Origin of the sequence: Streptococcus sp. AS20 (assembly GCF_000524255.1) — a bacterium.
Lineage (GTDB): Bacteria > Bacillota > Bacilli > Lactobacillales > Streptococcaceae > Streptococcus > Streptococcus constellatus.
The window spans coordinates 405,755-426,003 of sequence record NZ_JANS01000005.1 but is presented as its reverse complement, the minus strand read 5'-3'; the positions used below and the strand labels follow the sequence as shown (position 1 = coordinate 426,003).

Genomic DNA, 20,249 nt, shown 5'->3' with positions numbered 1-20,249 from the left:
AGCAGTTACTTGCTGCTTTTTGATTAGGAAAGGAAATTGAATGGAACAGGAACAAACTCTATATAAAATTAAAGATGTTAGCAAGCTAACCGGGGAATTATTCCTCAAAATTTTGTTTTATATGACTGAGACGATTCAAGACCGTATCCAGACTTATCAAACTAATAAAACTTTTGTAGGAGAAACCAATTGGAATAAATTTATGGCCACGGATGCCCCAAAGGAAATTAAGCAGTTTCGCAGTGAAGAGATGAATTTGGAACGGTTAAAAGAATATTTAAATGATTATCAAATTGGTTTCAGTGTGAGAGAAATGCCAGATAGTACTATGACTCTAGCTTTTGAAACTAAAAATAAGGCCATGGTAGAGCAGGCCTTTAGTGATACACTTGAGGCAGTTGTTGAACCTGATAAGTTGGCCAAGGTCAGTCAAAAACTGGTAAAGACACCAGAAAATATGAATGTTAAAGAACGGTTAGCTTATTACCAGGAACAAAGTAGAGCTGCTATCCAAGCTAAACAGGCCACTCAAGTGACTAAAGTAGCAAAGAAAGAATCCATCAAAGAAGAGGTGAAAGCATGACTGAAGAGAGAAAGCAGCGCGCCTTTAAACCTTACTTAGTCTTGGGGGGAATCTTCTTCTATTTAGGACACTTTATAACGAAACTATTCCTGATGGCTCCTGACACTATTAGCATGTCAGACCCTCTGGGAATAGGACGATTTCAATGGATGATACAGCATCCATTTGCTAATGGTATTATTGATCTGCAGCCAACATTGATTTCTCTAGGAGTTGGCGGCTTGGGCTTTTTAGTTGCTATATTTCTTTATCTGAGGGTAGAAGATACTGGTACCTATCGCTCCAGAGAAGAACATGGTACAGCCCGTTTGGCGACGACTACGGAGCTGATGGGGTTACGTGATGAACTACCAGAAAATAATATGATTTTGTCACAACATGCCCAGATGGGACTTTATAACAAACGACTCCCGTATAGTAAGCAGGTTAATAAAAATGTGGGGATTGTTGGTTCGTCAGGGCGAGGTAAAACTAGAAATGTGTTTAAACCCAATATTTTACAGAGCAATATCTCATTTATGATGACAGACCCAAAAGGCCTGACAATTCATGAAACGGGAAATCATTTGCTTAGAAAAGGCTATAAATTAAAAATATTTGATTTAATCACCTTCTTAAACTCAGATCGCTTTAACGTCTTTCATTATATGGATTCTGAGTTGGATATTGATAGAGTAACAACATCAATCATTGAGGGAACGAACGTATCTACCAATACAGGAGAGAATTTCTGGATGCAAGCCGAAACTCTCCTTATTCGGGCTTTAATTGGTTACTTGTATTTTGATGGCTTGATTTTAAAAAAGTATATGCCAAATATTCCGATGGTGGCGGATATGTTACGGTCTTTAAAACGAGAAGACCCTGATGTTTCAAGCCCGATTGAAGAAATGTTTGCAGCTTTGGAAAGAGATTTACCAGGAAACTATGCTTGTAAACAATTTGATTTGTTTATGGCTAACTTTGGGGGACAAACTTTTATGTCTGTTTTAGCAGTAACATCCGCTCGTTTTGCGGTATTTGACCATGACGCTATAAGGAATATTGTAAGTGATGATACGATGGAAATTGAGAAATGGCAACTTGAAAAGACTGCTGTATTTATCTCCATTCCAGAGACAGATAAGTCTTACAACTTCCTGGCTAATCTTTTCTTTACAACAGTATTGAAGGTGGCTCCAAAGGTTGCTGACGAGATTATCAAAGGTGAACGTGAAGGCCTTGGTTATGATGATTTAATTCATCTGAAATTAAGATTTGATGAATTTGCCCAGCTTGGTGTTGTTCCTAATTTTACAGAGTCACAAGCATCTGTCCGTTCTAGAGAAATCTCCATAGACTTTGTAGTGCAAGCTAGATCGCAGGTAGAAGGACTATACGGTAAACATAAAGCTGATACGATATTTAATAACTGCGGTAGTTTGATTTATTTAGGGACAAATGATGGAGACACCATGAAATATTTATCAATGCGTTCTGGAGATCAAACGATTAACACTAAAAATCAGTCTGTTACTTACAGCCAACAAGGATCTTCTAGTGAAAGCACTCAATCACTTGGTCGCACACTCTTTAAACCGGATGAAATTGCTCGTATCCCACTTGATGAAACGCTGGTCTTTATTGATACCTTTAATGTTTACCGAGATAAGAAATTTGTTCTGGAGTCTCATCCGTTTTATGATGAACTATCAGAACATCCAAATGATGGGAAATGGTATAAATACAAACGTTACATGTCTGATATTGACGAATGGGAAGAAAATGTTGCTAAAGAGTACCAAATTGAGGAAACACCTGCTGGTATTGATGAATTTATCTCACAATACCCTGCTGCTTAAAGAATGCAAGTAAAGCTACCTGGTTAGGTAGCTTTTACTGATGGAGGAAAAAACATGACAACAACACTAAATCCAACCCATTATGGGATGGGCTTTTTTGAAGAGGCAGAAAGAACATTACCGTCTTATGCGCTTGTTGAAGCTGTACGACAACTTGTTCTTAATCAAGAAATCAAAGAAGATACTCCTAGAGCTATGATTGAAACTTTACTAGTTTCAAGGAGTCTAAAAGAGTTAACCTATCATGACTTTTTAAAAATTGCTCCTAGCCTCTTTTATTATGAACGTCATCAGATGAAACCATTAGAAGTCAATCTCTTAGAACCAAGTCGTGCTATCTATGAACAAATAAAATCAGAGGCAGAACACTATTTTGATACTTCAATAAAGAAAGGAATCAGAAATGGCAACAGTTGAAGAATTAAAGAAAATGTCTATCCTTGATGTTGCCCAAGCTTTAGGGATGGAAATGAAGCGTCAATCAGGCAATACTTACTATTGGACAGAACATGATTCATTCAAAATCAATACCAATCGTAATATTTGGCATTGGTTTTCTCGAGATAAAGGGGGAAATGTCTTTAGTCTTGTTCAAGAAATTAAAGGGGTCTCTTTCAAAGAAGCTAAACATTTTTTGGAAACAGGAGAATTTGCAAAGGTTGTTATTGATGAAAAACCACCTGAACCTTTTCGATATATTTTAGAGCCTTATGAACATCCTAATTTTGACCTAGGGCGAGAATATCTCAGAAAGGAAAGGGGATTGTCTGAAGAAACAATTGATGCTTTTCTAAACCAGGGAAACCTAGCTGAAGCAACTCGTAAAAAGGGAGATTATTTTGAACCAGTTATTGTCTTTAAATCTAGGAATGTTGATGGCAAAATAATTGGAGCAAGCCTACAAGGAATAGTTGAAAATTGGGTTCAGTATCCTGAAAGAGGGCGCTTAAAACAGGTTATGACACGTTCTGATGGTATGTCAGGCTTTAGCTTTGATATTGGAACACCTAATCGTCTTATCTTCCTAGAGGCACCTATTGACCTTATGAGCTATTATGAGTTGCACAAGGATAGTTTAGAGAATGTTAGGCTAGTTGCAATGGATGGTGTCAAAAAGAGCGTTATAAGTCGTTATACGGCTGATTTACTAACAGATGGTAGATTTAGTCAGGAACGGTCACAAAAGGACATCCTCAACGCTTTAGATAACATTTTGAAGACAACAAGCACTTTTGAAGATAATCCCAATCTTATTACTCTTGCCGTTGATAATGATGAGGCAGGATTGAAGTTTATTGAAAAACTGAAAGAAGATAACATTCCTTTTCAAATCGATCTTGCCCCAAAAAGTGATGGCGTTAAGAAAATGGACTGGAATGAGTATTTGCAGAAAGAAAAAGCAGGCGAAAAAACGATGGCAGAAGAGAATGATTATAAGGAGTTTCAGATTCCTTTTTTTAATACAGAAATACTAGATCGTTATGTTGAAGAAGTTATGCAACATTATACTGATGATATTAGTACAGCAGAGTATCTTTTCCCAGATGGTCGGATGGTCAGTTCTTGGGAATATGGTGCAAGAGGCGATGACCATCGAGCGATTCGTAACTACTTTGATGTAATGGGGCGACCAGAGTTAGATATTTTGAATGACCATCCAAAGGATTTCTGGAATTTGGTTCATAATGGTCTAGGAGCCGTTCGTCTCGTACCAGAGACCCAAACGGCTTTACTCTTAGAAGGTCAATCACTAACTACTATTCAGAAAGAAATACTTCAAAGCAGTTCATTAAAGATAGAGGTATATCAGGAAGGTCAAACGATTACATCAACTTATCTAAAGAGACTTGGAGTTTTGTCAGTGGAAGAAATGGATGCTACTATGCAACAACCAACAGTTAGCTTAGAAGAATTGTATCAATCAGAATTTCTAGCTGGTAAACCAGATGTGATGGAGTATTTACAAGAAGAGAATGCTAGTTCTGAAGAAGTTCAATCCGTTATTTCTTATTTGAAAACACTTGATACAGAGCGGTGGGAATGGATCACACCAGTTCAATATTATTTAGATGAATTGCGTCAAGAACAACATCTAAAACAATTAGAAAAAGAGAAACTAGAGTATGGAGAAGAATTGTTTTCAATCTATCATTCTCCAGAATTTAATACGAAACCATTTGTGGTTGACTGGCTCAAGGAGCAGAATGCGACTGCCAGTGAGGTGCAACACGTTCTTGATTTTATACCGACAGTCTATCAAGAAGACTGGTATAATCCAGATGTCTGGAAATCTGAATTAGATGCTGAATTGTCTAGTTTTCGAGATAAAGCAAAACAAGTTCCTGATGTTAAACTAGATAGTACAGAACAAGAGAAAGAAACTAACCTATCAATGGAACAACAAAAAGCTCTTGACCGAAGTCAAGAGCCATCTAACACTGGGGGCGAATTGTTCAATCGCAATTTCAGTTCTTTAGAAACCGAAGTTTCAGGGATAGCACTGCAACCCGAAGAGTCAAAGACTCAACCTGATTTTCCTGCCAATGTTCACTTACATTTTAACATTGACAGGACAACAAAGTCAAGGTTTAAATTACGCAGTGGCTATCACTATCCTGAAGAGAAGGACGTACGTATACTGAACAGCTATTCAGATAGTTTACAAAGTTCAGCCCAACATTATTTGAACGATTTTGCAGACCAGAAAATTATTTACGCTTTCAGTGAAGAGGAGCAAGTCCGCTTTTTAGAAGTCGACTTTGAAAAGCGACATTGGATGCACTTAACTGGTATCATGCCCGTTTATGACGAACATCTACCTTCAGTTGCAGAGAAATTCATTGATGAAATCGCTTCTGGTCACACTACATTTAAAAATGTGACACTTGGTCAAGGATTTAATGACAAGATAAAAGTTCTGCCAATGCTGTCTGAATTGCTGGAAGCTAAAGCCTTTACTTTTAATGATTTAAGCACTGTACAAAAATTTCAACGTCTGGAACTGGAAAAAGGTATCAAACCTGAAAATAAGGATCTGATATTAGCATTGAAGACCGATGATCAATCAACCTTTCCTGCCTCGCTTATGAAGCTCTCTCAGAAGATTTATAAAACAATTGAACCTGATCAAAAGGTCGTTTTAGGAGTGTTTGCGAAAAAGGACAATGAAATTAGAACCTTATCTGTCAATCGAGATTATATTACTGACGGGGGTAAAGAAATGCTGATGACCTTACAAGAAAACAGAGCTATAGACCAGATGAAAGCTGAAGAGAAGAAGCAAAGACAGGCACAAAAAATTGAGATTGTTCAAGACTCAGATGCGGATGGCTTATCTGATGAGGTGGAGTACGGCCAAGGAACAGATCCTTTCGGCCCTAATGTTAAAGATACGCAAATAGAAAATATTTCTCAACCAGAAATGGATACTAGAAGTGTATCAGAAATGATTGCTGCTAATGATACTAGGACTCTTGCACAACATATGAAAGAAGGAGTGAAGCAGTATTTTGACTCTGACCAATATAAGACATTTTTAACGGCTATGAGCCATTTTAATAACTACTCACCTCGTAATATTCAATTACTGTTAGCGCAAAATCCTAAGATAAGCAAGGTTGCTTCTGCCAATTGTTGGAGTGAAGAATTTGGTAGATATATCAATAAAGGCGCAAAAGCTTTGAGGGTTTGGGCACCCTCAACAGTGACTCAAAAAGATCCTAAGACAGGTCAATCGATGCTTGATAAAAACGGAAATGAAATCAAGGTTACTCGTTTTAGATTAGTACCTGTTTTTGATGTTTCACAGACTAACGGAAAGGAACTTCCAAAAGCAATCTATGAATTGGAGGGGACACATGAAGACTATGCTAACCTTTACCGTGCAGCTAAAACTGTTTCATTGGACAAAGGCGTTAGCTTTAAGATTGACTCTAATTGGAGTCAAAAAGGGAATGGCTATTACTCGCCAAAAGCTAATGAAATTGTGATTAAAGGAGGGATGTCTGAGCAACAAACCCTTAAAACAATTTTTCATGAAATGGCACATAGTGACCTTCATAATCCAGAAAATATATCGGAAAATGCAATGAAAAGAAGTACAGCTGAACTTCAAGCGGAGTCTGTTGCGTACGTGGTTGCTAATCATTATGGACTGGATACAAGTGAGTATAGTTTTGCTTACCTGGCAGGTTGGTCAAGAGATCCTAAAGCACTTTCAGATTTAGAGGAACAACTTTCTATTGTCCAAAATGAAGCTAAAAGTTTAATTAGTCGTCTAGACACTGTTCTAGAAAAACAAGTCACCAAGACAGTAGCCCAATCGAAATTCATGGAACAGATGAATCATTTTAAGAAACAGTCACAAGAAAAACTAGCAGCTAAACAGAAAGAGAGGGAACAAGAAGAACCGCCAAAAAAATCACAAGCTCGCCAAGAGCTGAACGAACCTTAGAGCCTGTTCAATCTTTAATGGCAGACCTCAATCGAAAACGAAAAGGAGATAAACATGGACAACGTAGAGATGATACTGATGAGTAATTATTATCACATTTATCCTAATGGAAACCAGACACGAAACGAAAATTTTATTAGTCTTCCTCGTAAAGGAGCTATTCATAAATTGGAGGAAGATTTTAACTTTTTGTTAGAAGTCGACTCAGATTTAGTTACTGCTTATCAGGAAACCATTGTTACTTTAGAGGAAATGACAAACGAAGAATATGAAGCCTTAAAAGGCACACTTGTTTAGTCAAAAAATAATACAAGAAGGGTACGCTAGTACCAGAAAGGGGCTTGGGGATTCCCCCAAAAGTTTCAAATGTTCACCAGTCAAAAGGGAGCGAGTTGCTCCTTTTTAACTGGTTGATAGATTTGGAAAAAGGCAGTTGTATATACAAATGCTATGCTTGCCGGTATAAAAGAAATGTGATTGGTAGGTCAGAAATAAGTTAGAAAGGAATAGAGATATGATAGAAACAGATACACGAAGAAGTCGCCCCATTCAAAAGCTATTTTGGGTGGATAAAGACGAAAATCAGAAAATTAAAGCGCAGATGGCTAGTGCTGGAATTGATAATTTTTCAGTCTATGCTCGGCTGATGTTGTTGCATGGAGAAGTCAAGGTGGTTGACTTCTCAGCACTAGACAAGTTACGTCAGGAAATCAATCGTATTGGAGTAAATGTCAATCAAATTGCCAAATATGCCAATACCAATGAGACCATTAGTCAAGAAGATTTGTCCCAAGTTTTTGAGGAACTAAAGACTGTTGAAGCTCTTGTTCATCAGACAGTCAAGGCAGCAGAGAAAGGAATTATCAGCTATGGTTGTGACTAAAGTTCTTCAGATAAAGAATGTTAATAAACTTCATCAGGCGGTTAAGTACATTCTAAATGATGCTAAAACATTAGAACTAAGTCAGGACTCTAACAACACTTTTCCCGTAACATTAAAAGATGGTCAACTATACCAACAACTCATATCAGGACATTTAATAGCCAATCCAAAATATGCAGCAGATGAAATAATCTTGACCAAAAAGTTAGCTGACCAACGTTTAGGACGGACAGAAAAATCAGACTTAATTACGGGTAAAGGTGTCTTAGCACACCACATCATTCAATCTTTTTCACCCGATGACAATCTCACTCCAGAAGAAATTCATGAGATTGGGCGAAAGACTGTGTTAGAGTTGACAGGTGGTCACTACGAGATGGTCATGGCAACTCATGTAGACAAAAATCACATTCATAACCACATCATTTTTACTACGACTAATAGCACTACTTTAAGAAAGTTTCGCTGGCAAAAAGGGACGAAGCATGCTCTAGAAAAAATCTCAGACAAGCATGCGGAGATTGCAGGTGCTAAAATCATTGATAAGGAGAAACCGTTTGACCATACTCGCTATGAAGCCTATCAGAAAAAGAATGTATTTAAACTGGAGATAAAGTCACGTTTGGAATTTCTCTTGAAACAGTCAACGACATTGGAGGATTTTAAGGAGAAAGCCAAGGCTCTTGATTTAGCCGTAGATTTCTCAGGGAAGTATGTGAAATATAGATTATTGGATAGCCAGCAGGAACGTAATACCAGAGATAGTACTTTATCCAAAAAAGGACGTTATTCTCTTGAAAGCATCACTGAACGAGTCACAAAGAATGAAGTTGTGCTCCCGCTAGAAGATATTAAATCAGCCTATCATTTGGAACAAACGGAGAAAGCGGATGACTTTGAAACACGTTTGACGATTGAGACTTGGCAGGTGGCGGAAGAAACTCGTTCAGGAATTTATCTTAATATTGATTATGGGGTGCGCAATCACGGAACTATTAAAATTCCTTACCGTCAGGTAGAGAAAAAAGAGGACGGTAATTTTGAAATTTTTATCAAGCGAAGTGACTTCTTTTACTTTCTCAATCCTGATAAATCAGAAAACGATCGTTTTGTTCGAGGTGATACGCTGGTAAAACAATTGGCCTATGATAGCGGAGAATATATTCTCAAAAAGAACCCTGCTATTTCCAAATTGGATCAGTTAGTTAAAGAATTTGAGTTCTTAGCAGATCATCACATTACAGATAGCGAGCAGTTTCAAGAAACCGCTACTCGTTTCATGAAACAATTAGATGAAACGGATACCATCTTAGAAAAAATTGACCAAAGAATGGATCGTCTTAATAAAATTTCAGCAGCTCTCCATGAAGTACAGGCTGAAGATGGGACACGTCGTCAAACAGCTTTGGCAGTCTTAGCGGAGTTAGGTATTTCTCCCGATAGTAAGGTGGCAGTTTTTGACAAAGAATTAGTGGAACTAACCGTTGAACGAAATGCGCTTAAAGAAAAGGTCGAGAACTTGACACGTGACTATAAGGCTTATGAAGAGGTGAAAGAAAATGTTAAGTATCGCAGTGATAAGTCGAATACACTTTAGGACAATGAGGTATGCCCTATTGACCTAATGGTCAGTTGTTGATTTTAAAGGCCGGAACAAGCGGACAATAGAGTTCGGCAAAAAGGGGGTAAGAAAATGACAAAAATTGGCTATGCACGAGTCAGTACCCAAGACCAAAATCTAGAGCGACAGTTTGAGCAGCTGAAGGACTGTGATAAGGTTTTTCAGGAGGCAATTAGTGGAGCAACTAGAGAACGTCCTCAGCTGCAGGCACTGCTGGAATATGTCCGAGAAGGAGATATAGTTGTGGTGACAGAACTAGAACGGTTAGGGAGAAATAACAAGGAGCTAACCGAAATTATGGCAACTATCCGAAGAAAAGGAGCAACGTTAGAAGTTCTGAACTTGCCTACGCTTCGAGGGATTGAAGATGATAACCTGAGACGACTCCTGAACAATCTTATTCTGGAGCTTTACAAGTATCAGGCACAGGCAGAGCGAGAGCGGATAAAAGAGCGGCAGAAGCAAGGAATTGTACTTGCCAAGGCACAGGGGAAATACAAGGGGAGGAAGGCGCTCTATACAACAGATGATGAACGTCTGCAACATGCCTTTGAACTGTATCAGAAAGGTTATACGGATAAAGACGTGGCGAGATTGACAGGTATCAACGAGCGAACGTTTAGGCGGTATCGGGAGAAGTATAAGATAAAAAGATAATTATAAAAATAGGTATTAAAATCATTATTAAAATATTGATAAAAATAGCTATTTTTATGTTGATTTTTATATTGATTTATATTATAATAAATGTATGAAATGGCAGGGAGGAGTACAATGAATATTTTTGATGCTTATGAATTTGATCATCTAGCTAAAGATGTTGCAAAAAATGGTACTTTAGAAGAATGTCTAAAATTACTTGATATTGTTTACTTTGAAGGAAGTCAGAGAGAAGGAAATGAAGGCAGAGATGTCTTTGAATTTACCAAAAGTCGTACCATAGCCATAGAAGTCCTATTTAAGGAAAGAACGATACGTTTTTGGGGTTGGATAGGAGACAGAGGAACTGGCGATTACTTATGGAATTATGTATTTGAAGAGTATAAAGTGTTATTTGCTAAGATTTTAGATTTACTTTTAGCAAAATATTTCTCATCATCCGAAGTAGTTACCTGTGAAGTTGTGGGATGTAGTAAATCAGATACTATAGGTCGCTGGTTGGAAAATAAAGATGAGAGTAAATAAAGAAAGAGGTTATCTTTTATGAAGCTAATGAGTTTTGTAGCTATAAAAGGAGGTGTTGGGAAAACTACTCTAGCCCTCCTCAATGGTCAGTATCTAGCGAGTAAAGGCTATAAGGTCTTATTTATAGACCTTGACCACCAGTGCAACCTGACACACTTCTATGATGTCTATGAGGACACGTCAACTGTTGCCAATATTTTTGCAGGTTCAGATGATGTCACTATCTTATCTGTTGCTCCGAACATTGACCTGATTGCAGGATCAATGAAACTAGATGAATCAGAAAGGAAACTAGAGACCAACCCCAATCAGAATATGTTCCTGTATGACTGGCTAGATGATAACTATGAATCAAAAAGACTTGACCGATATGATTATGTTATTTTAGATTGCCGTCCTGATTTTGGAATTGCGACTAGAAACGCCATCGCAGTCAGTCATGTGCTTTTCAGTCCAATTATTCCCAGCGACTTTGCTTTTGAGTCAAAGGATAATTTAGAAGTTCGACTAGAGCAATATCGCAAGACTGAGATTGTTCGTCCTAGTCGTGAATCATTGATTACAGCTCAACTGTATTTCTTGCCAAACATGATTAAGCATAACACAGCTAAATCAAAAGAGCTGTTATCAGCACTTAAAGATGAGGATTTTGTAATGGATGCCATTCCTCAAAAAGAATTGTTTAATCGTGCCACCAAAAATGAGACGGTTATTGATATGATGGCTAAACCAACTTTAATGAGTGAACATCGGTCATTCTTTTCAGCCCTAGAAAAAACACTTCAGGAACTTCAACGAGTAACTGATGAGGCTTAATTTTAATCATTATTTATATCACTATTTTTATATCTATAAAAATCACTATCTAAAAGAGGTATGTCATGGCTTTTGAATCTAAGAAAGATAAAATCAGCAAAGTTCTTCAAGAAAATTTGAAAGAACCTCAACCACAAAAGAGACGAGGGAGAAAAGCAGGTCGTCCGTCAGGAAAGACTAAGTTTCCTTATCAGTTTACCTTAAAGCCACAAAATCGGGAAAAACTGGATAGAATTGCGGAAGCAGCAGGATATAGTGGAGCATCCACTTTCCTTGATGAATGGATTGAGAAATACGAAGAATAGTTATCATGTTTTTTATCACTATTAAAATCATGATATAAATTAATATAATTATATTGCCCTTTTCTGATTAGGGGGGCATTTTTCTTTATCTCAATTTGCGGTATAATAAATTTTTATGCTAGTAGAAGAGGTGAGTAGATGGATCTATCAGTCTTAGATGAGAGGGATTTTTTCGTTGCTTTACAAGAAAATAACCGCAAGACATTCCTCAAAATGATTGAAAAATATGAGAGCTATATTGCCCCTATCATGAGAACCCAAGGCTTCAAGAGAATCAATCAGAAAGAGCGCACTGTTATTTTTTCTTTTGGGGAGATGACTTTTTCACGGAGTAGGTGGAAGAAAGGAGATGTTGTCAGGATACCTGTTGATGAAAAGTTAGGACTTAAACCACGTGCTAGGTTCTCACAAGAACTCCTTTATCAGCTAACCACACTCTCTAACTTTATGCCGTATCGTAAAGTGGCATCGGTGATGGAATTGCTGAAGAATATTTATATCACAAAAAATAGCGTTCAACGAGCGCTAGAGACAGCAGGGAAACTCCTGAAAGAGCGGGACGAGTACCGAGTATTAGCAGTTCCTGAAGAGAAAAAGAGAATCAAACCAGAGATTCTATACGTAGAAGGAGATGGTGTTTGGGTGAAACAATCTCATCCTGAAACGGAGACCAAGTCCGTTGAATTAAGTCATTTTGTCGTTCATACTGGTAGCAAGAGAGGAAAAAGGAACGTTTTAAAAAATAAGATGGAAGTGGTTTCGACACAATACTATAAGGCGAAAGACAAACTCATTGACTTAATCTATAATCACTTTGAGATTACACCTAAAACACTCATTATCACCAATTCAGATGGCGGTCATGGTTATTCACCACATATTTTTCAAGACCTAGCAAGTGCTTTTAAACCCAAAGCTCATTTTCATTTTTGGGATGCTTTTCATGTGCATCAGGCTTTGAAAATCAACTTAACTCCTTTATCAGCAGAATTGACAGAAGAGGCTTTTAAGGCTATTAAGAAACGAGATAAAAGTAGGCTAAAGACTGTTTTAGATACTGCAGAATCTTTGATTGATTCGGATAACAAATTTGAGACCTTTGGTCGTTTCAAGAGGCAGCTGCTTAGAAATTTTCAGTACACGGTTACACCTGAACAGATGGGATTGAGTTCCAGGGGTATTGGGATTATGGAAAGTCAACACCGTAAAATTGCCTATCGAATGAAGAATAGAGGGATGTATTGGAGTAAAAAGGGAGCAGATACAATGAGTCGTACGATTCTTTTGAACCATACTGGCGAGCTAAGAGATCTCTTCTTTGGCAATTGGCGGACGGAGTACGAGAAAATACAAGAGATAGATGACACACAAAGAGAGCGTCTTACTACTTTTAGAAAAGTACATCATGCTTTGCCGGATGTTCGTCCTTCTCGAAGAGTTAAGAGTTATTTGTATAAGAAGTAGATTATAAAAACACTAAATCCCTTAAGATTTAGCGCTTTTGTGTACAATTTTAACATGAAATGCTTGCATTATTTGTAGGATATGGTATAATACAGCTATAGAAAAACACGAAGAAAAGGCGCTGAGTGCGACAACACTCAAACGCCCACCGATTAAACAAGATGGGCTTGTTAATCAGTTTAGAAATATTGTAACATCAAAAGAGCAATAAATCAAGACTGAAACAGGAAAAAAGTCCAAACGTTTCGGTCTTGATTGTCGTTCTCTTGATGATTTTTCATTTTCTCCCAAAAACAGACACATTCCTATTGCCTAAAATCTCTTGACAAATCTTTCAATCTATTTTATACTTAATGCAATTAAATACAACTTTAATCATGTCCTGTGAGGCATAAAAGTAATCATTAAAATGGATTAGTGCGCTAATCTGCTATTTTACTGTAAACTTTTGGCTCGGGATTTCCTGAGCTTTTTGATTTATAGGCTGTATTCAATTAATAAATGTAGTCTGTGAGCTACAATTAAGGAGGATGTGCATGTCTTTAGACAAAAATAATAAGCGAGCATTAGTTGCTGCAATTGTTGCATCAGGAACGGACGACTTAAACGTCATGTTCTTAGCTTTTTCGATGTCATCTATTATTTCAGAATTAGGTGTTACTGGAGCGCAAGGAGGCTGGATTGCAACAATTACCAATCTAGGAATGTTGGTTGGAGGCCTGCTCTTTGGTATACTGGCAGATCGCTATCACAAGTTTAAAGTTTTCAAGTGGACGATTGTTATTTTTTCATTAGCAACAGGGTTGATTTACTTTACACAAAATATTTATTATCTATATCTCATGCGTTTTATCGCTGGGATAGGCGTTGGTGGAGAGTATGGAGTTGCCATCGCGATTATGGCAGGTATTGTTCCTATTGGAAAAATGGGGCGCATTTCATCTCTGAATGGAATTGCAGGGCAAATCGGTTCTATTACTTCAGCGCTTTTAGCAGGTTGGTTGGCACCGGCACTTGGCTGGAAAGGTCTTTTCCTCTTTGGGCTTGCTCCTATTGCTTTGGTTTTGTGGATGATGCTAGCGATTGATGATGATCATATCCGAGATAATGGCAATGTGACATTAAAAGCAGAAGGACGCCAGTCTGTTAAAATGAGTGAATTATTTAAAACACCATCTCTAACGGCTCAGACAGTAGCGCTTATGGTTATGACGACGGTACAAATTGCTGGTTATTTTGGTATGATGAACTGGCTTCCGACCATTATCCAGACAAGTTTGCATATTTCTGTAAAAGATTCCTCACTTTGGATGGTTTCAACGATTTTAGGGATGTGTCTGGGAATGCTCACCTTCGGTCAAATCCTTGATAAATGGGGACCGAGATTCGTTTATTCAATCTTTCTTCTAGCATCCTCCATGTGTGTTTACCTCTTCCAATTTGCCAATTCAATGCCTGCCATGATTATCGGCGGTGCGATTGTTGGTTTTTTTGTAAATGGAATGTTTGCGGGTTATGGTGCGATGATTACGAGATTGTATCCAGCTCATATTCGCTCCACGGCTAATAATGTCATCTTAAATGTTGGCCGAGCAATTGGAGGATTTTCATCTGTGATTATTGGGAAAATTTTAGATATCTCGAGCGTTTCAATGGTCATGATTTTCCTAGCAAGCCTTTATTTGATTAGCTTTGCTGCCTTGTGGACGATTAAGAATTTAAAAGCAGAACGTTACTCACTATTAGGAGAAGAATTGGTTGCAGAAGAAATATAACAATAGTATTAGCATAATTAGGAGACTGAGCTTAGGTCCGGTCTCTTTTTTCGGGCAAGCAAAATATATGGAAGTAGTTATTGAGTAGTATTTTGCTCATTTTTTAAGAAAGGCTGTAATGTGCAAACATTACAGCCTTTCAACGTTTTTTCCTGCTATTGCTATTTCACGATATAATAAAATCAAGTAAGTACAGGAGGAAATGGAATGAATTTTAAACAGCTATCTTATTTGGCTCTGTAATTTCTGTAGTGGGTAAAACTACTTTAGGAATTATGGAACCGATTTTGATGATTCATTTATCAAATTGAACTTCATCCAACAGATACTCAATGAATTTATCCCCCATTTTAGATAAGCAAGCTTTTTCATGTTTAATATAAACCAGCTCAATAGGGTCATCAATATCTAGCGGAATGGAAACAATATTGTCACCGTTGAGATTGCTGTTGAGAATACCAGTTGCGATAGTGTAGCCGTCAAGACCAATCAAAAGATTGAAAAGGGTTGCTCGGTCACTGACAACGATGGATTTTTTATGGTGTTCTTGGGATAGGATTTCTTCTGAAAAGTAAAAGGAATTGTGGGTTCCTTGATCGTAACTGAGGTAAGGAAAATCTTCTAAGTCTGATAATTGAACCAGTTTCTTCTTGGCTAGAGGATTGCTCTTGCTAACAAAGATATGGGGCTGTGCGGTAAAGAGATGAGTGGCAATCAAGTGATTGTCATCTAGCATTTTAGAGAGGACATCGCGGTTGTAGCTGTTGAGAAAAAGAACACCAATCTCGCTACGGAAATTTTTGACGTCGTCAATGATTTCCCAAGTTCGGGTTTCCCGCAGGAAGAGCTCATACTTTTCCATATCACTCTTCTTGAGTAGAGAAACGAAAGCATTGACCACAAAGGCATAGTGTTGGGAGGAAACGCTGAAAAGTTCTCGGTTAGCAATGGGATTTTTATAACGTTCTTCCAGCAGCTGGGTTTGCTCCACTACCTGACGAGCATAGGAGAGAAATTCCATGCCGTCCTTGGTCAGAGTAATGCCTTTGGGATTGCGGATGAAAATTTCAATACCCATTTCATTTTCCAAATCACGCACAGCATTAGACAGACTGGGTTGGGTGATAAATAACTGTTTGGCAGCTTCGTTCATACTGCCCGTTTCGACGATTTTAATAATATAGTGCAATTGTTGAATTCTCATAAGCTTATTTTATCATATTGGAATTGACAAAACACATTTGAAGTTGTAAAATAGATTAAATTTAACCTTTAAGAAAGTCCAGCGAGGCTTCCAAGGTTTCGGGTGAAGGAAGAGTGAGAAAACCGACTCTTTATTTTCGTGAGGCCTTGTGTATATGCAAGGTCTTTTTTAATAAAGAAATGAGGTAGAAATGACAAGCAGCTCATGCGAGAAGAGACTCGGAAAAATCATGTTGGAAAAGATGACCATTGTGCACCAAGAGAAAATTGCTCCACGAATTTTTGCTATGGATTTACGAGGAGAAATGGTTGGCCAGATGCAGGTTGGACAATTTCTGCATATCCGAGTTCCAGATGATACAAAGCTTCTACGTCGTCCTATTTCGATTTCAGAGATTAACAGAGAACGGAAAATCTGTCGGATTATTTACAGGATAGAGGGAGCAGGTACAGAACTCTTCTCTCGGTTGGAAAAAGGTTTTCAGTTAGACGTCATGGGGCCTCAGGGAAATGGTTTTGATTTATCTGGTTTAGGTATTGCAGATACAGCTCTAATTATAGGAGGTGGAATTGGTGTTCCCCCCTTGCTACAAGTGGCAAAAGAATTACATAGCAAGGGAGTGAAGGTCACTTCAGTTCTTGGATTTGCAACAAAAGCAGTTGTCATTTTGGAAGAAGAAATGAAAAAATACAGTCGTGTCCTGATAACAACAGATGATGGTTCTTATGGTCGCAAAGGCTATGTTTCCTCCATTGTGAATGAGTTATCAGAAGATTTTACTGCGGTATATGCTTGTGGAGCTTCTGGTATGCTCAGATATGTGAATGAAACATTTTGCAGTCATCCGCGAGCTTACATTTCTATGGAATCACGAATGGCGTGTGGAATGGGGGCTTGTTATGCTTGTGTACTTCATGTTGTTGGTGAGGACCAAGCAGTCAATAAGCGGGTTTGTGAAGACGGTCCAGTTTTTGAGACTGGTACAATCGTGATGTAGGAGGTTGATATGTCTAACAGTCGTTTAGCAATTTCTCTTCCTGGCTTGGAACTGAAAAATCCAATTATTCCAGCTTCGGGGTGTTTTGGTTTTGGTCAGGAATATGCCAAATATTATGACCTCAATGTACTTGGCTCCATAATGATTAAGGCGACCACGCAGTACCCTCGTTTTGGCAATCCGACGCCACGAGTGGCAGAAACACCAGCTGGTATGCTCAATGCTATTGGACTACAAAACCCTGGGGTAGATGTGGTGTTGACAGAAAAACTTCCTTGGCTGGCTCACCATTATCCTAGTCTTCCGATTATTGCTAATGTTGCGGGATTTTCTAACGAAGAATATGCTTTTGTTGCAGAAAAAATATCTAAAGCTCCAAACGTCAAGGCTATTGAACTTAATATTTCCTGTCCCAATGTTGATCATGGTAATAGGGGCTTGCTAATTGGTCAGGTGCCAGATTTAGCATATCAGGCTGCTAAGGCAGCGGTAGACGTGTCGGAAGTGCCAGTCTATGTAAAATTGACACCTAGTGTAGCAGATATTACACAAATAGCGAAAGCAGTTGAAGATGCAGGAGTTTCTGGTTTAACCATGATTAACACTTTAGTTGGAATGCGATTTGATTCAAAGAGCAGAAAGCCGATTATTGCAAACGGAACAGGTGGCATGTCGGGGCCGGCAATTTTTCCAGTTGCCTTGAAGTTAATTCGTCAGGTAGCACAATCTAGTAGTTTACCAATCATTGGTATGGGTGGAGTAAACTCAGCAGAAGCGGCCATTGAAATGTTTATCGCAGGAGCTTCAGCGATTGGTGTTGGGACAGCAAATTTTACAAACCCTTATGCGTGTCCTAATATTATTGAGGATCTACCTAAAGTCATGGATAAATACGGTATTGAAAGTTTAGAAAGCTTGCGAACAGAAATTAGAAAAAACTTGTTGTAGCCTCATTTTTTGCTTGACAATAGACGGAGTAAATTATAAAATAATTGAAATGGAACCTTTAAAGAAGTCCAGAGAGGCTACTAAGGCTGATACGGTTTAAAGCGGCAGTAAACTGTCAATTTTCGTGTAACCTTGCCTCAGGCAAGGTTTTTCTATAGCTCTTAAGAAGTTTGTACGAAGTGTGCTTAAAAGTTTCGGCGGGGATTTAAGACGATGGGTAAAGCTTTCGTTAGGAAGTGTCAGTGACTTTACTTCTATTGAAATTAAGCGGTCAGGATTAGCAAACGAAACCGTAGTACAGACAGTATTTCAAGTTATTAAGACCCTGTGTCCAAAGGTTAAAACGACAAACTGCCTATAAATTAAATAAGGAGATGAACCTATGTGTGAAGAACGTCCTATTATTGCTCTTGATTTTCCCTCTTTTGATGATGTTAAAACCTTTCTGGAACATTTTCCAAAAGATGAAAAGCTTTATGTCAAAATTGGTATGGAATTTTTTTATGCTATTGGTCCAGAAATCGTTCACTATTTGAAAGGTTTGGAACACAGCATTTTCCTAGATTTGAAATTGCATGACATTCCCAATACGGTGCGCTCGGCTATGTCTGTTTTAGGAACTTTTGGAGTAGATATGGTCACTGTGCATGCAGCAGGTGGTGTCGAGATGATGCGGGAAGCTAAAAAAGTTTTGGGAGATAAAGCAAAATTAGTGGCTGTAACTCAGTTGACTTCTACTAGCGAAGCCGATATGCGAGACTGCCAAAATATCCAAACAACTGTTTCAGAATCGGTTGTCAATTATGCTTGCAAAGCTAAAGAGGCCGGCTTGGACGGAGTTGTGTGTTCAGCTCAGGAAGTTAAGCTGATTAAAGCGGCGACGTCAGAAGATTTTCTGTGCGTTACTCCAGGTATTCGACCAGCTGGTTCTGAAATTGGGGATCAAAAACGGGTCATGACACCGCAAGAAGCACATCAAATTGGTAGTGACTATATTGTGGTTGGACGTCCCATTACACGAGCTGCAGATCCAGTAGCTGCTTATCGCGCTATTAAGACGGAATGGATAGATGGCTAGAAAAGTATATCAAGCAATCATTGACAGACCCATCGGTTATCAAGATAGTTTTGGAAATCGTTATCCTATCAATTATGGTTATATTCCGAATTTGTTTGCTGAGGATGGCGAAGAGCAAGATGTTTACATTGTGTCGGAAAAGGTACGAGAACCGTTAGAATACTTTGAAGGAGAATTGGTTGCTGTTATTCATCGACAAGATGATGTTGAAGATAAATGGGTGTTAACTTTATCTAGCGAGATCGTCACTTTAGAAGACATAAAAGAAAAGACTTATTTTTTGGAACAATATTTTGATTCCACTATTGAATTATTATAAAGGAGAAATCATGACTTTAGCAAAAGATATTGCGCGTGACTTACTGAAAATTGAGGCTGTTTACTTGAAGCCGGAAGAGCCTTTCACTTGGGCTAGTGGCATCAAGTCTCCAATCTACACAGATAATCGTGTGACCTTGGCCTATCCAGAAACGCGGACTTTGATTGAAAATGGTTTTATTGAGAAAATCAAAGCTGAATTTCCAGAAGTAGAAGTGATCGCTGGGACAGCAACAGCAGGTATTCCTCATGGTGCTATCATTGCTGATAAGATGACTTTACCATTTGCCTATATTCGTAGCAAACCAAAAGATCATGGTGCTGGGAATCAAATTGAAGGTCGAGTAAAAGCAGGTCAGAAAATGGTCGTGATTGAGGATTTGATTTCAACTGGAGGGTCGGTTCTGGATGCGGTGGCTGCTGCTAAGCGTGAGGGGGCTGACGTCCTTGGAGTGGTAGCTATTTTTACTTATGAATTGCCTAGGGCAGAAAAGAATTTCTCAGATGCGGGTGTTCGATTGGTAACGTTATCGAACTACACTGAATTAATCAAGCTGGCGGAACAAGAAGGCTATGTTTCGGCAGAAGGCTTAGCTCTACTTGAGAAATTTAAACATGATCAAGAAAATTGGCAGGGATATTGATGAGGAAGTCCTTTCCCACGAAATGAGAGACTATTAACTTTTTCGTCAAATAAATTTGCAGCGAGATTTAATTTCTAAGCTTATTTTTCTTCTTTTAACGATATTTGTTTATACACCACTCATGAGTTTTGGTA

The 20,249-nt window shown here is 38.3% G+C and carries 19 protein-coding genes; 18 read left to right on the top strand and 1 reads right to left on the bottom strand.

Going from position 1 to position 20,249, the window contains the following annotated elements:
* The first annotated feature begins 40 nt into the window (after positions 1–40).
* From HMPREF1514_RS03075 to HMPREF1514_RS03015, 13 genes are all read left to right on the top strand, one after another.
* Positions 41–583: a hypothetical protein gene (locus HMPREF1514_RS03075; RefSeq protein ID WP_037597134.1), complete on the top strand. Its 543-nt coding sequence runs from the start codon at positions 41–43 to the stop codon at positions 581–583.
* Complete coding sequence (locus tag HMPREF1514_RS03070) at positions 580–2,424, top strand: VirD4-like conjugal transfer protein, CD1115 family (RefSeq protein ID WP_037597133.1); 1,845 nt, start codon at positions 580–582, stop codon at positions 2,422–2,424. The genes HMPREF1514_RS03075 and HMPREF1514_RS03070 overlap by 4 nt, the downstream gene beginning before the upstream one ends.
* Positions 2,425–2,478: 54 nt before the next feature.
* Positions 2,479–2,841 (top strand): hypothetical protein, encoded by a 363-nt coding sequence (locus HMPREF1514_RS03065; protein ID WP_003043642.1) that lies wholly within the window; start codon positions 2,479–2,481, stop codon positions 2,839–2,841.
* Positions 2,828–6,877: a PBECR4 domain-containing protein gene (locus HMPREF1514_RS03060; protein WP_037597132.1), complete on the top strand. Its 4,050-nt coding sequence runs from the start codon at positions 2,828–2,830 to the stop codon at positions 6,875–6,877. Before HMPREF1514_RS03065 ends, HMPREF1514_RS03060 begins: the two co-directional genes overlap by 14 nt.
* Positions 6,878–6,931: 54 nt before the next feature.
* Complete coding sequence (locus HMPREF1514_RS03055; RefSeq protein ID WP_003043254.1) at positions 6,932–7,174, top strand: hypothetical protein; 243 nt, start codon at positions 6,932–6,934, stop codon at positions 7,172–7,174.
* A 217-nt stretch (positions 7,175–7,391) separates the two neighbouring features.
* Positions 7,392–7,760 carry a plasmid mobilization protein gene (locus tag HMPREF1514_RS03050; RefSeq protein ID WP_037597131.1) on the top strand — a complete coding sequence of 123 codons (369 nt, stop codon included), beginning with the start codon at positions 7,392–7,394 and terminating at the stop codon, positions 7,758–7,760.
* Positions 7,747–9,357, top strand: coding sequence for a relaxase/mobilization nuclease domain-containing protein (locus tag HMPREF1514_RS03045; RefSeq protein WP_037597130.1), 1,611 nt, complete (start codon positions 7,747–7,749; stop codon positions 9,355–9,357). The genes HMPREF1514_RS03050 and HMPREF1514_RS03045 overlap by 14 nt, the downstream gene beginning before the upstream one ends.
* A 96-nt stretch (positions 9,358–9,453) precedes the next feature.
* Complete coding sequence (locus tag HMPREF1514_RS03040; RefSeq protein ID WP_037597129.1) at positions 9,454–10,038, top strand: recombinase family protein; 585 nt, start codon at positions 9,454–9,456, stop codon at positions 10,036–10,038.
* A gap of 117 nt (positions 10,039–10,155) precedes the next feature.
* Positions 10,156–10,566 (top strand): hypothetical protein, encoded by a 411-nt coding sequence (locus HMPREF1514_RS03035; RefSeq protein WP_051426767.1) that lies wholly within the window; start codon positions 10,156–10,158, stop codon positions 10,564–10,566.
* 18 nt (positions 10,567–10,584) lie between these two features.
* Positions 10,585–11,382 (top strand): ParA family protein, encoded by a 798-nt coding sequence (locus HMPREF1514_RS03030; protein WP_037597128.1) that lies wholly within the window; start codon positions 10,585–10,587, stop codon positions 11,380–11,382.
* 65 nt (positions 11,383–11,447) lie between these two features.
* Positions 11,448–11,687, top strand: a complete 240-nt coding sequence (locus tag HMPREF1514_RS03025) for a hypothetical protein (protein ID WP_037597127.1) — start codon at positions 11,448–11,450, stop codon at positions 11,685–11,687.
* Positions 11,688–11,825: 138 nt separating this feature from the next.
* On the top strand, positions 11,826–13,151 hold the full coding sequence (locus HMPREF1514_RS03020; protein ID WP_037597126.1) for an ISLre2 family transposase: 1,326 nt from the start codon (positions 11,826–11,828) through the stop codon (positions 13,149–13,151).
* A 536-nt stretch (positions 13,152–13,687) separates the two neighbouring features.
* Complete coding sequence (locus HMPREF1514_RS03015; protein ID WP_003069430.1) at positions 13,688–14,926, top strand: MFS transporter; 1,239 nt, start codon at positions 13,688–13,690, stop codon at positions 14,924–14,926.
* A gap of 295 nt (positions 14,927–15,221) precedes the next feature.
* On the opposite strand, the gene HMPREF1514_RS03010 is transcribed toward HMPREF1514_RS03015, so the two are convergent.
* On the bottom strand, positions 15,222–16,130 hold the full coding sequence (locus HMPREF1514_RS03010) for a LysR family transcriptional regulator (protein ID WP_037597123.1): 909 nt from the start codon (positions 16,128–16,130) through the stop codon (positions 15,222–15,224).
* A 190-nt stretch (positions 16,131–16,320) separates the two neighbouring features.
* On the opposite strand from HMPREF1514_RS03010, the gene HMPREF1514_RS03005 reads away from it, so the two are divergent.
* The 5 genes from HMPREF1514_RS03005 (at position 16,321) to pyrE (ending at position 20,115) form a co-directional block, all read left to right on the top strand.
* The gene (locus HMPREF1514_RS03005) at positions 16,321–17,127 is read left to right on the top strand and encodes a dihydroorotate dehydrogenase electron transfer subunit (protein WP_037597122.1); all 807 of its coding nucleotides are present in this window, start codon (positions 16,321–16,323) and stop codon (positions 17,125–17,127) included.
* A gap of 9 nt (positions 17,128–17,136) precedes the next feature.
* Complete coding sequence (locus HMPREF1514_RS03000) at positions 17,137–18,075, top strand: dihydroorotate dehydrogenase (RefSeq protein WP_037597120.1); 939 nt, start codon at positions 17,137–17,139, stop codon at positions 18,073–18,075.
* Positions 18,076–18,457: 382 nt separating this feature from the next.
* Positions 18,458–19,153 (top strand): orotidine-5'-phosphate decarboxylase, encoded by a 696-nt coding sequence (gene pyrF, locus HMPREF1514_RS02995; RefSeq protein ID WP_037597118.1) that lies wholly within the window; start codon positions 18,458–18,460, stop codon positions 19,151–19,153.
* Positions 19,146–19,472, top strand: a complete 327-nt coding sequence (locus HMPREF1514_RS02990; RefSeq protein WP_037597116.1) for an inorganic diphosphatase — start codon at positions 19,146–19,148, stop codon at positions 19,470–19,472. Before pyrF ends, HMPREF1514_RS02990 begins: the two co-directional genes overlap by 8 nt.
* Before the next feature lie 10 nt (positions 19,473–19,482).
* Positions 19,483–20,115 carry an orotate phosphoribosyltransferase gene (gene pyrE / locus HMPREF1514_RS02985; RefSeq protein ID WP_037597114.1) on the top strand — a complete coding sequence of 211 codons (633 nt, stop codon included), beginning with the start codon at positions 19,483–19,485 and terminating at the stop codon, positions 20,113–20,115.
* Positions 20,116–20,249 lie beyond the last annotated feature (134 nt).

Coding starts and splice junctions, on each gene's coding strand:
- HMPREF1514_RS03055 (WP_003043254.1), top strand. CDS start 6,932: ATGGACAACGTAGAGATGATACTGATGAGTAATTATTATCACATTTAT.
- HMPREF1514_RS03045 (WP_037597130.1), top strand. CDS start 7,747: ATGGTTGTGACTAAAGTTCTTCAGATAAAGAATGTTAATAAACTTCAT.
- HMPREF1514_RS03025 (WP_037597127.1), top strand. CDS start 11,448: ATGGCTTTTGAATCTAAGAAAGATAAAATCAGCAAAGTTCTTCAAGAA.
- HMPREF1514_RS03015 (WP_003069430.1), top strand. CDS start 13,688: ATGTCTTTAGACAAAAATAATAAGCGAGCATTAGTTGCTGCAATTGTT.
- HMPREF1514_RS03070 (WP_037597133.1), top strand. CDS start 580: ATGACTGAAGAGAGAAAGCAGCGCGCCTTTAAACCTTACTTAGTCTTG.
- HMPREF1514_RS03020 (WP_037597126.1), top strand. CDS start 11,826: ATGGATCTATCAGTCTTAGATGAGAGGGATTTTTTCGTTGCTTTACAA.
- HMPREF1514_RS03010 (WP_037597123.1), bottom strand. CDS start 16,130: ATGAGAATTCAACAATTGCACTATATTATTAAAATCGTCGAAACGGGC.
- HMPREF1514_RS03060 (WP_037597132.1), top strand. CDS start 2,828: ATGGCAACAGTTGAAGAATTAAAGAAAATGTCTATCCTTGATGTTGCC.
- pyrE (WP_037597114.1), top strand. CDS start 19,483: ATGACTTTAGCAAAAGATATTGCGCGTGACTTACTGAAAATTGAGGCT.
- HMPREF1514_RS03005 (WP_037597122.1), top strand. CDS start 16,321: ATGACAAGCAGCTCATGCGAGAAGAGACTCGGAAAAATCATGTTGGAA.
- pyrF (WP_037597118.1), top strand. CDS start 18,458: ATGTGTGAAGAACGTCCTATTATTGCTCTTGATTTTCCCTCTTTTGAT.
- HMPREF1514_RS03000 (WP_037597120.1), top strand. CDS start 17,137: ATGTCTAACAGTCGTTTAGCAATTTCTCTTCCTGGCTTGGAACTGAAA.
- HMPREF1514_RS03030 (WP_037597128.1), top strand. CDS start 10,585: ATGAAGCTAATGAGTTTTGTAGCTATAAAAGGAGGTGTTGGGAAAACT.
- HMPREF1514_RS03075 (WP_037597134.1), top strand. CDS start 41: ATGGAACAGGAACAAACTCTATATAAAATTAAAGATGTTAGCAAGCTA.
- HMPREF1514_RS02990 (WP_037597116.1), top strand. CDS start 19,146: ATGGCTAGAAAAGTATATCAAGCAATCATTGACAGACCCATCGGTTAT.
- HMPREF1514_RS03065 (WP_003043642.1), top strand. CDS start 2,479: ATGACAACAACACTAAATCCAACCCATTATGGGATGGGCTTTTTTGAA.
- HMPREF1514_RS03035 (WP_051426767.1), top strand. CDS start 10,156: ATGAATATTTTTGATGCTTATGAATTTGATCATCTAGCTAAAGATGTT.
- HMPREF1514_RS03040 (WP_037597129.1), top strand. CDS start 9,454: ATGACAAAAATTGGCTATGCACGAGTCAGTACCCAAGACCAAAATCTA.
- HMPREF1514_RS03050 (WP_037597131.1), top strand. CDS start 7,392: ATGATAGAAACAGATACACGAAGAAGTCGCCCCATTCAAAAGCTATTT.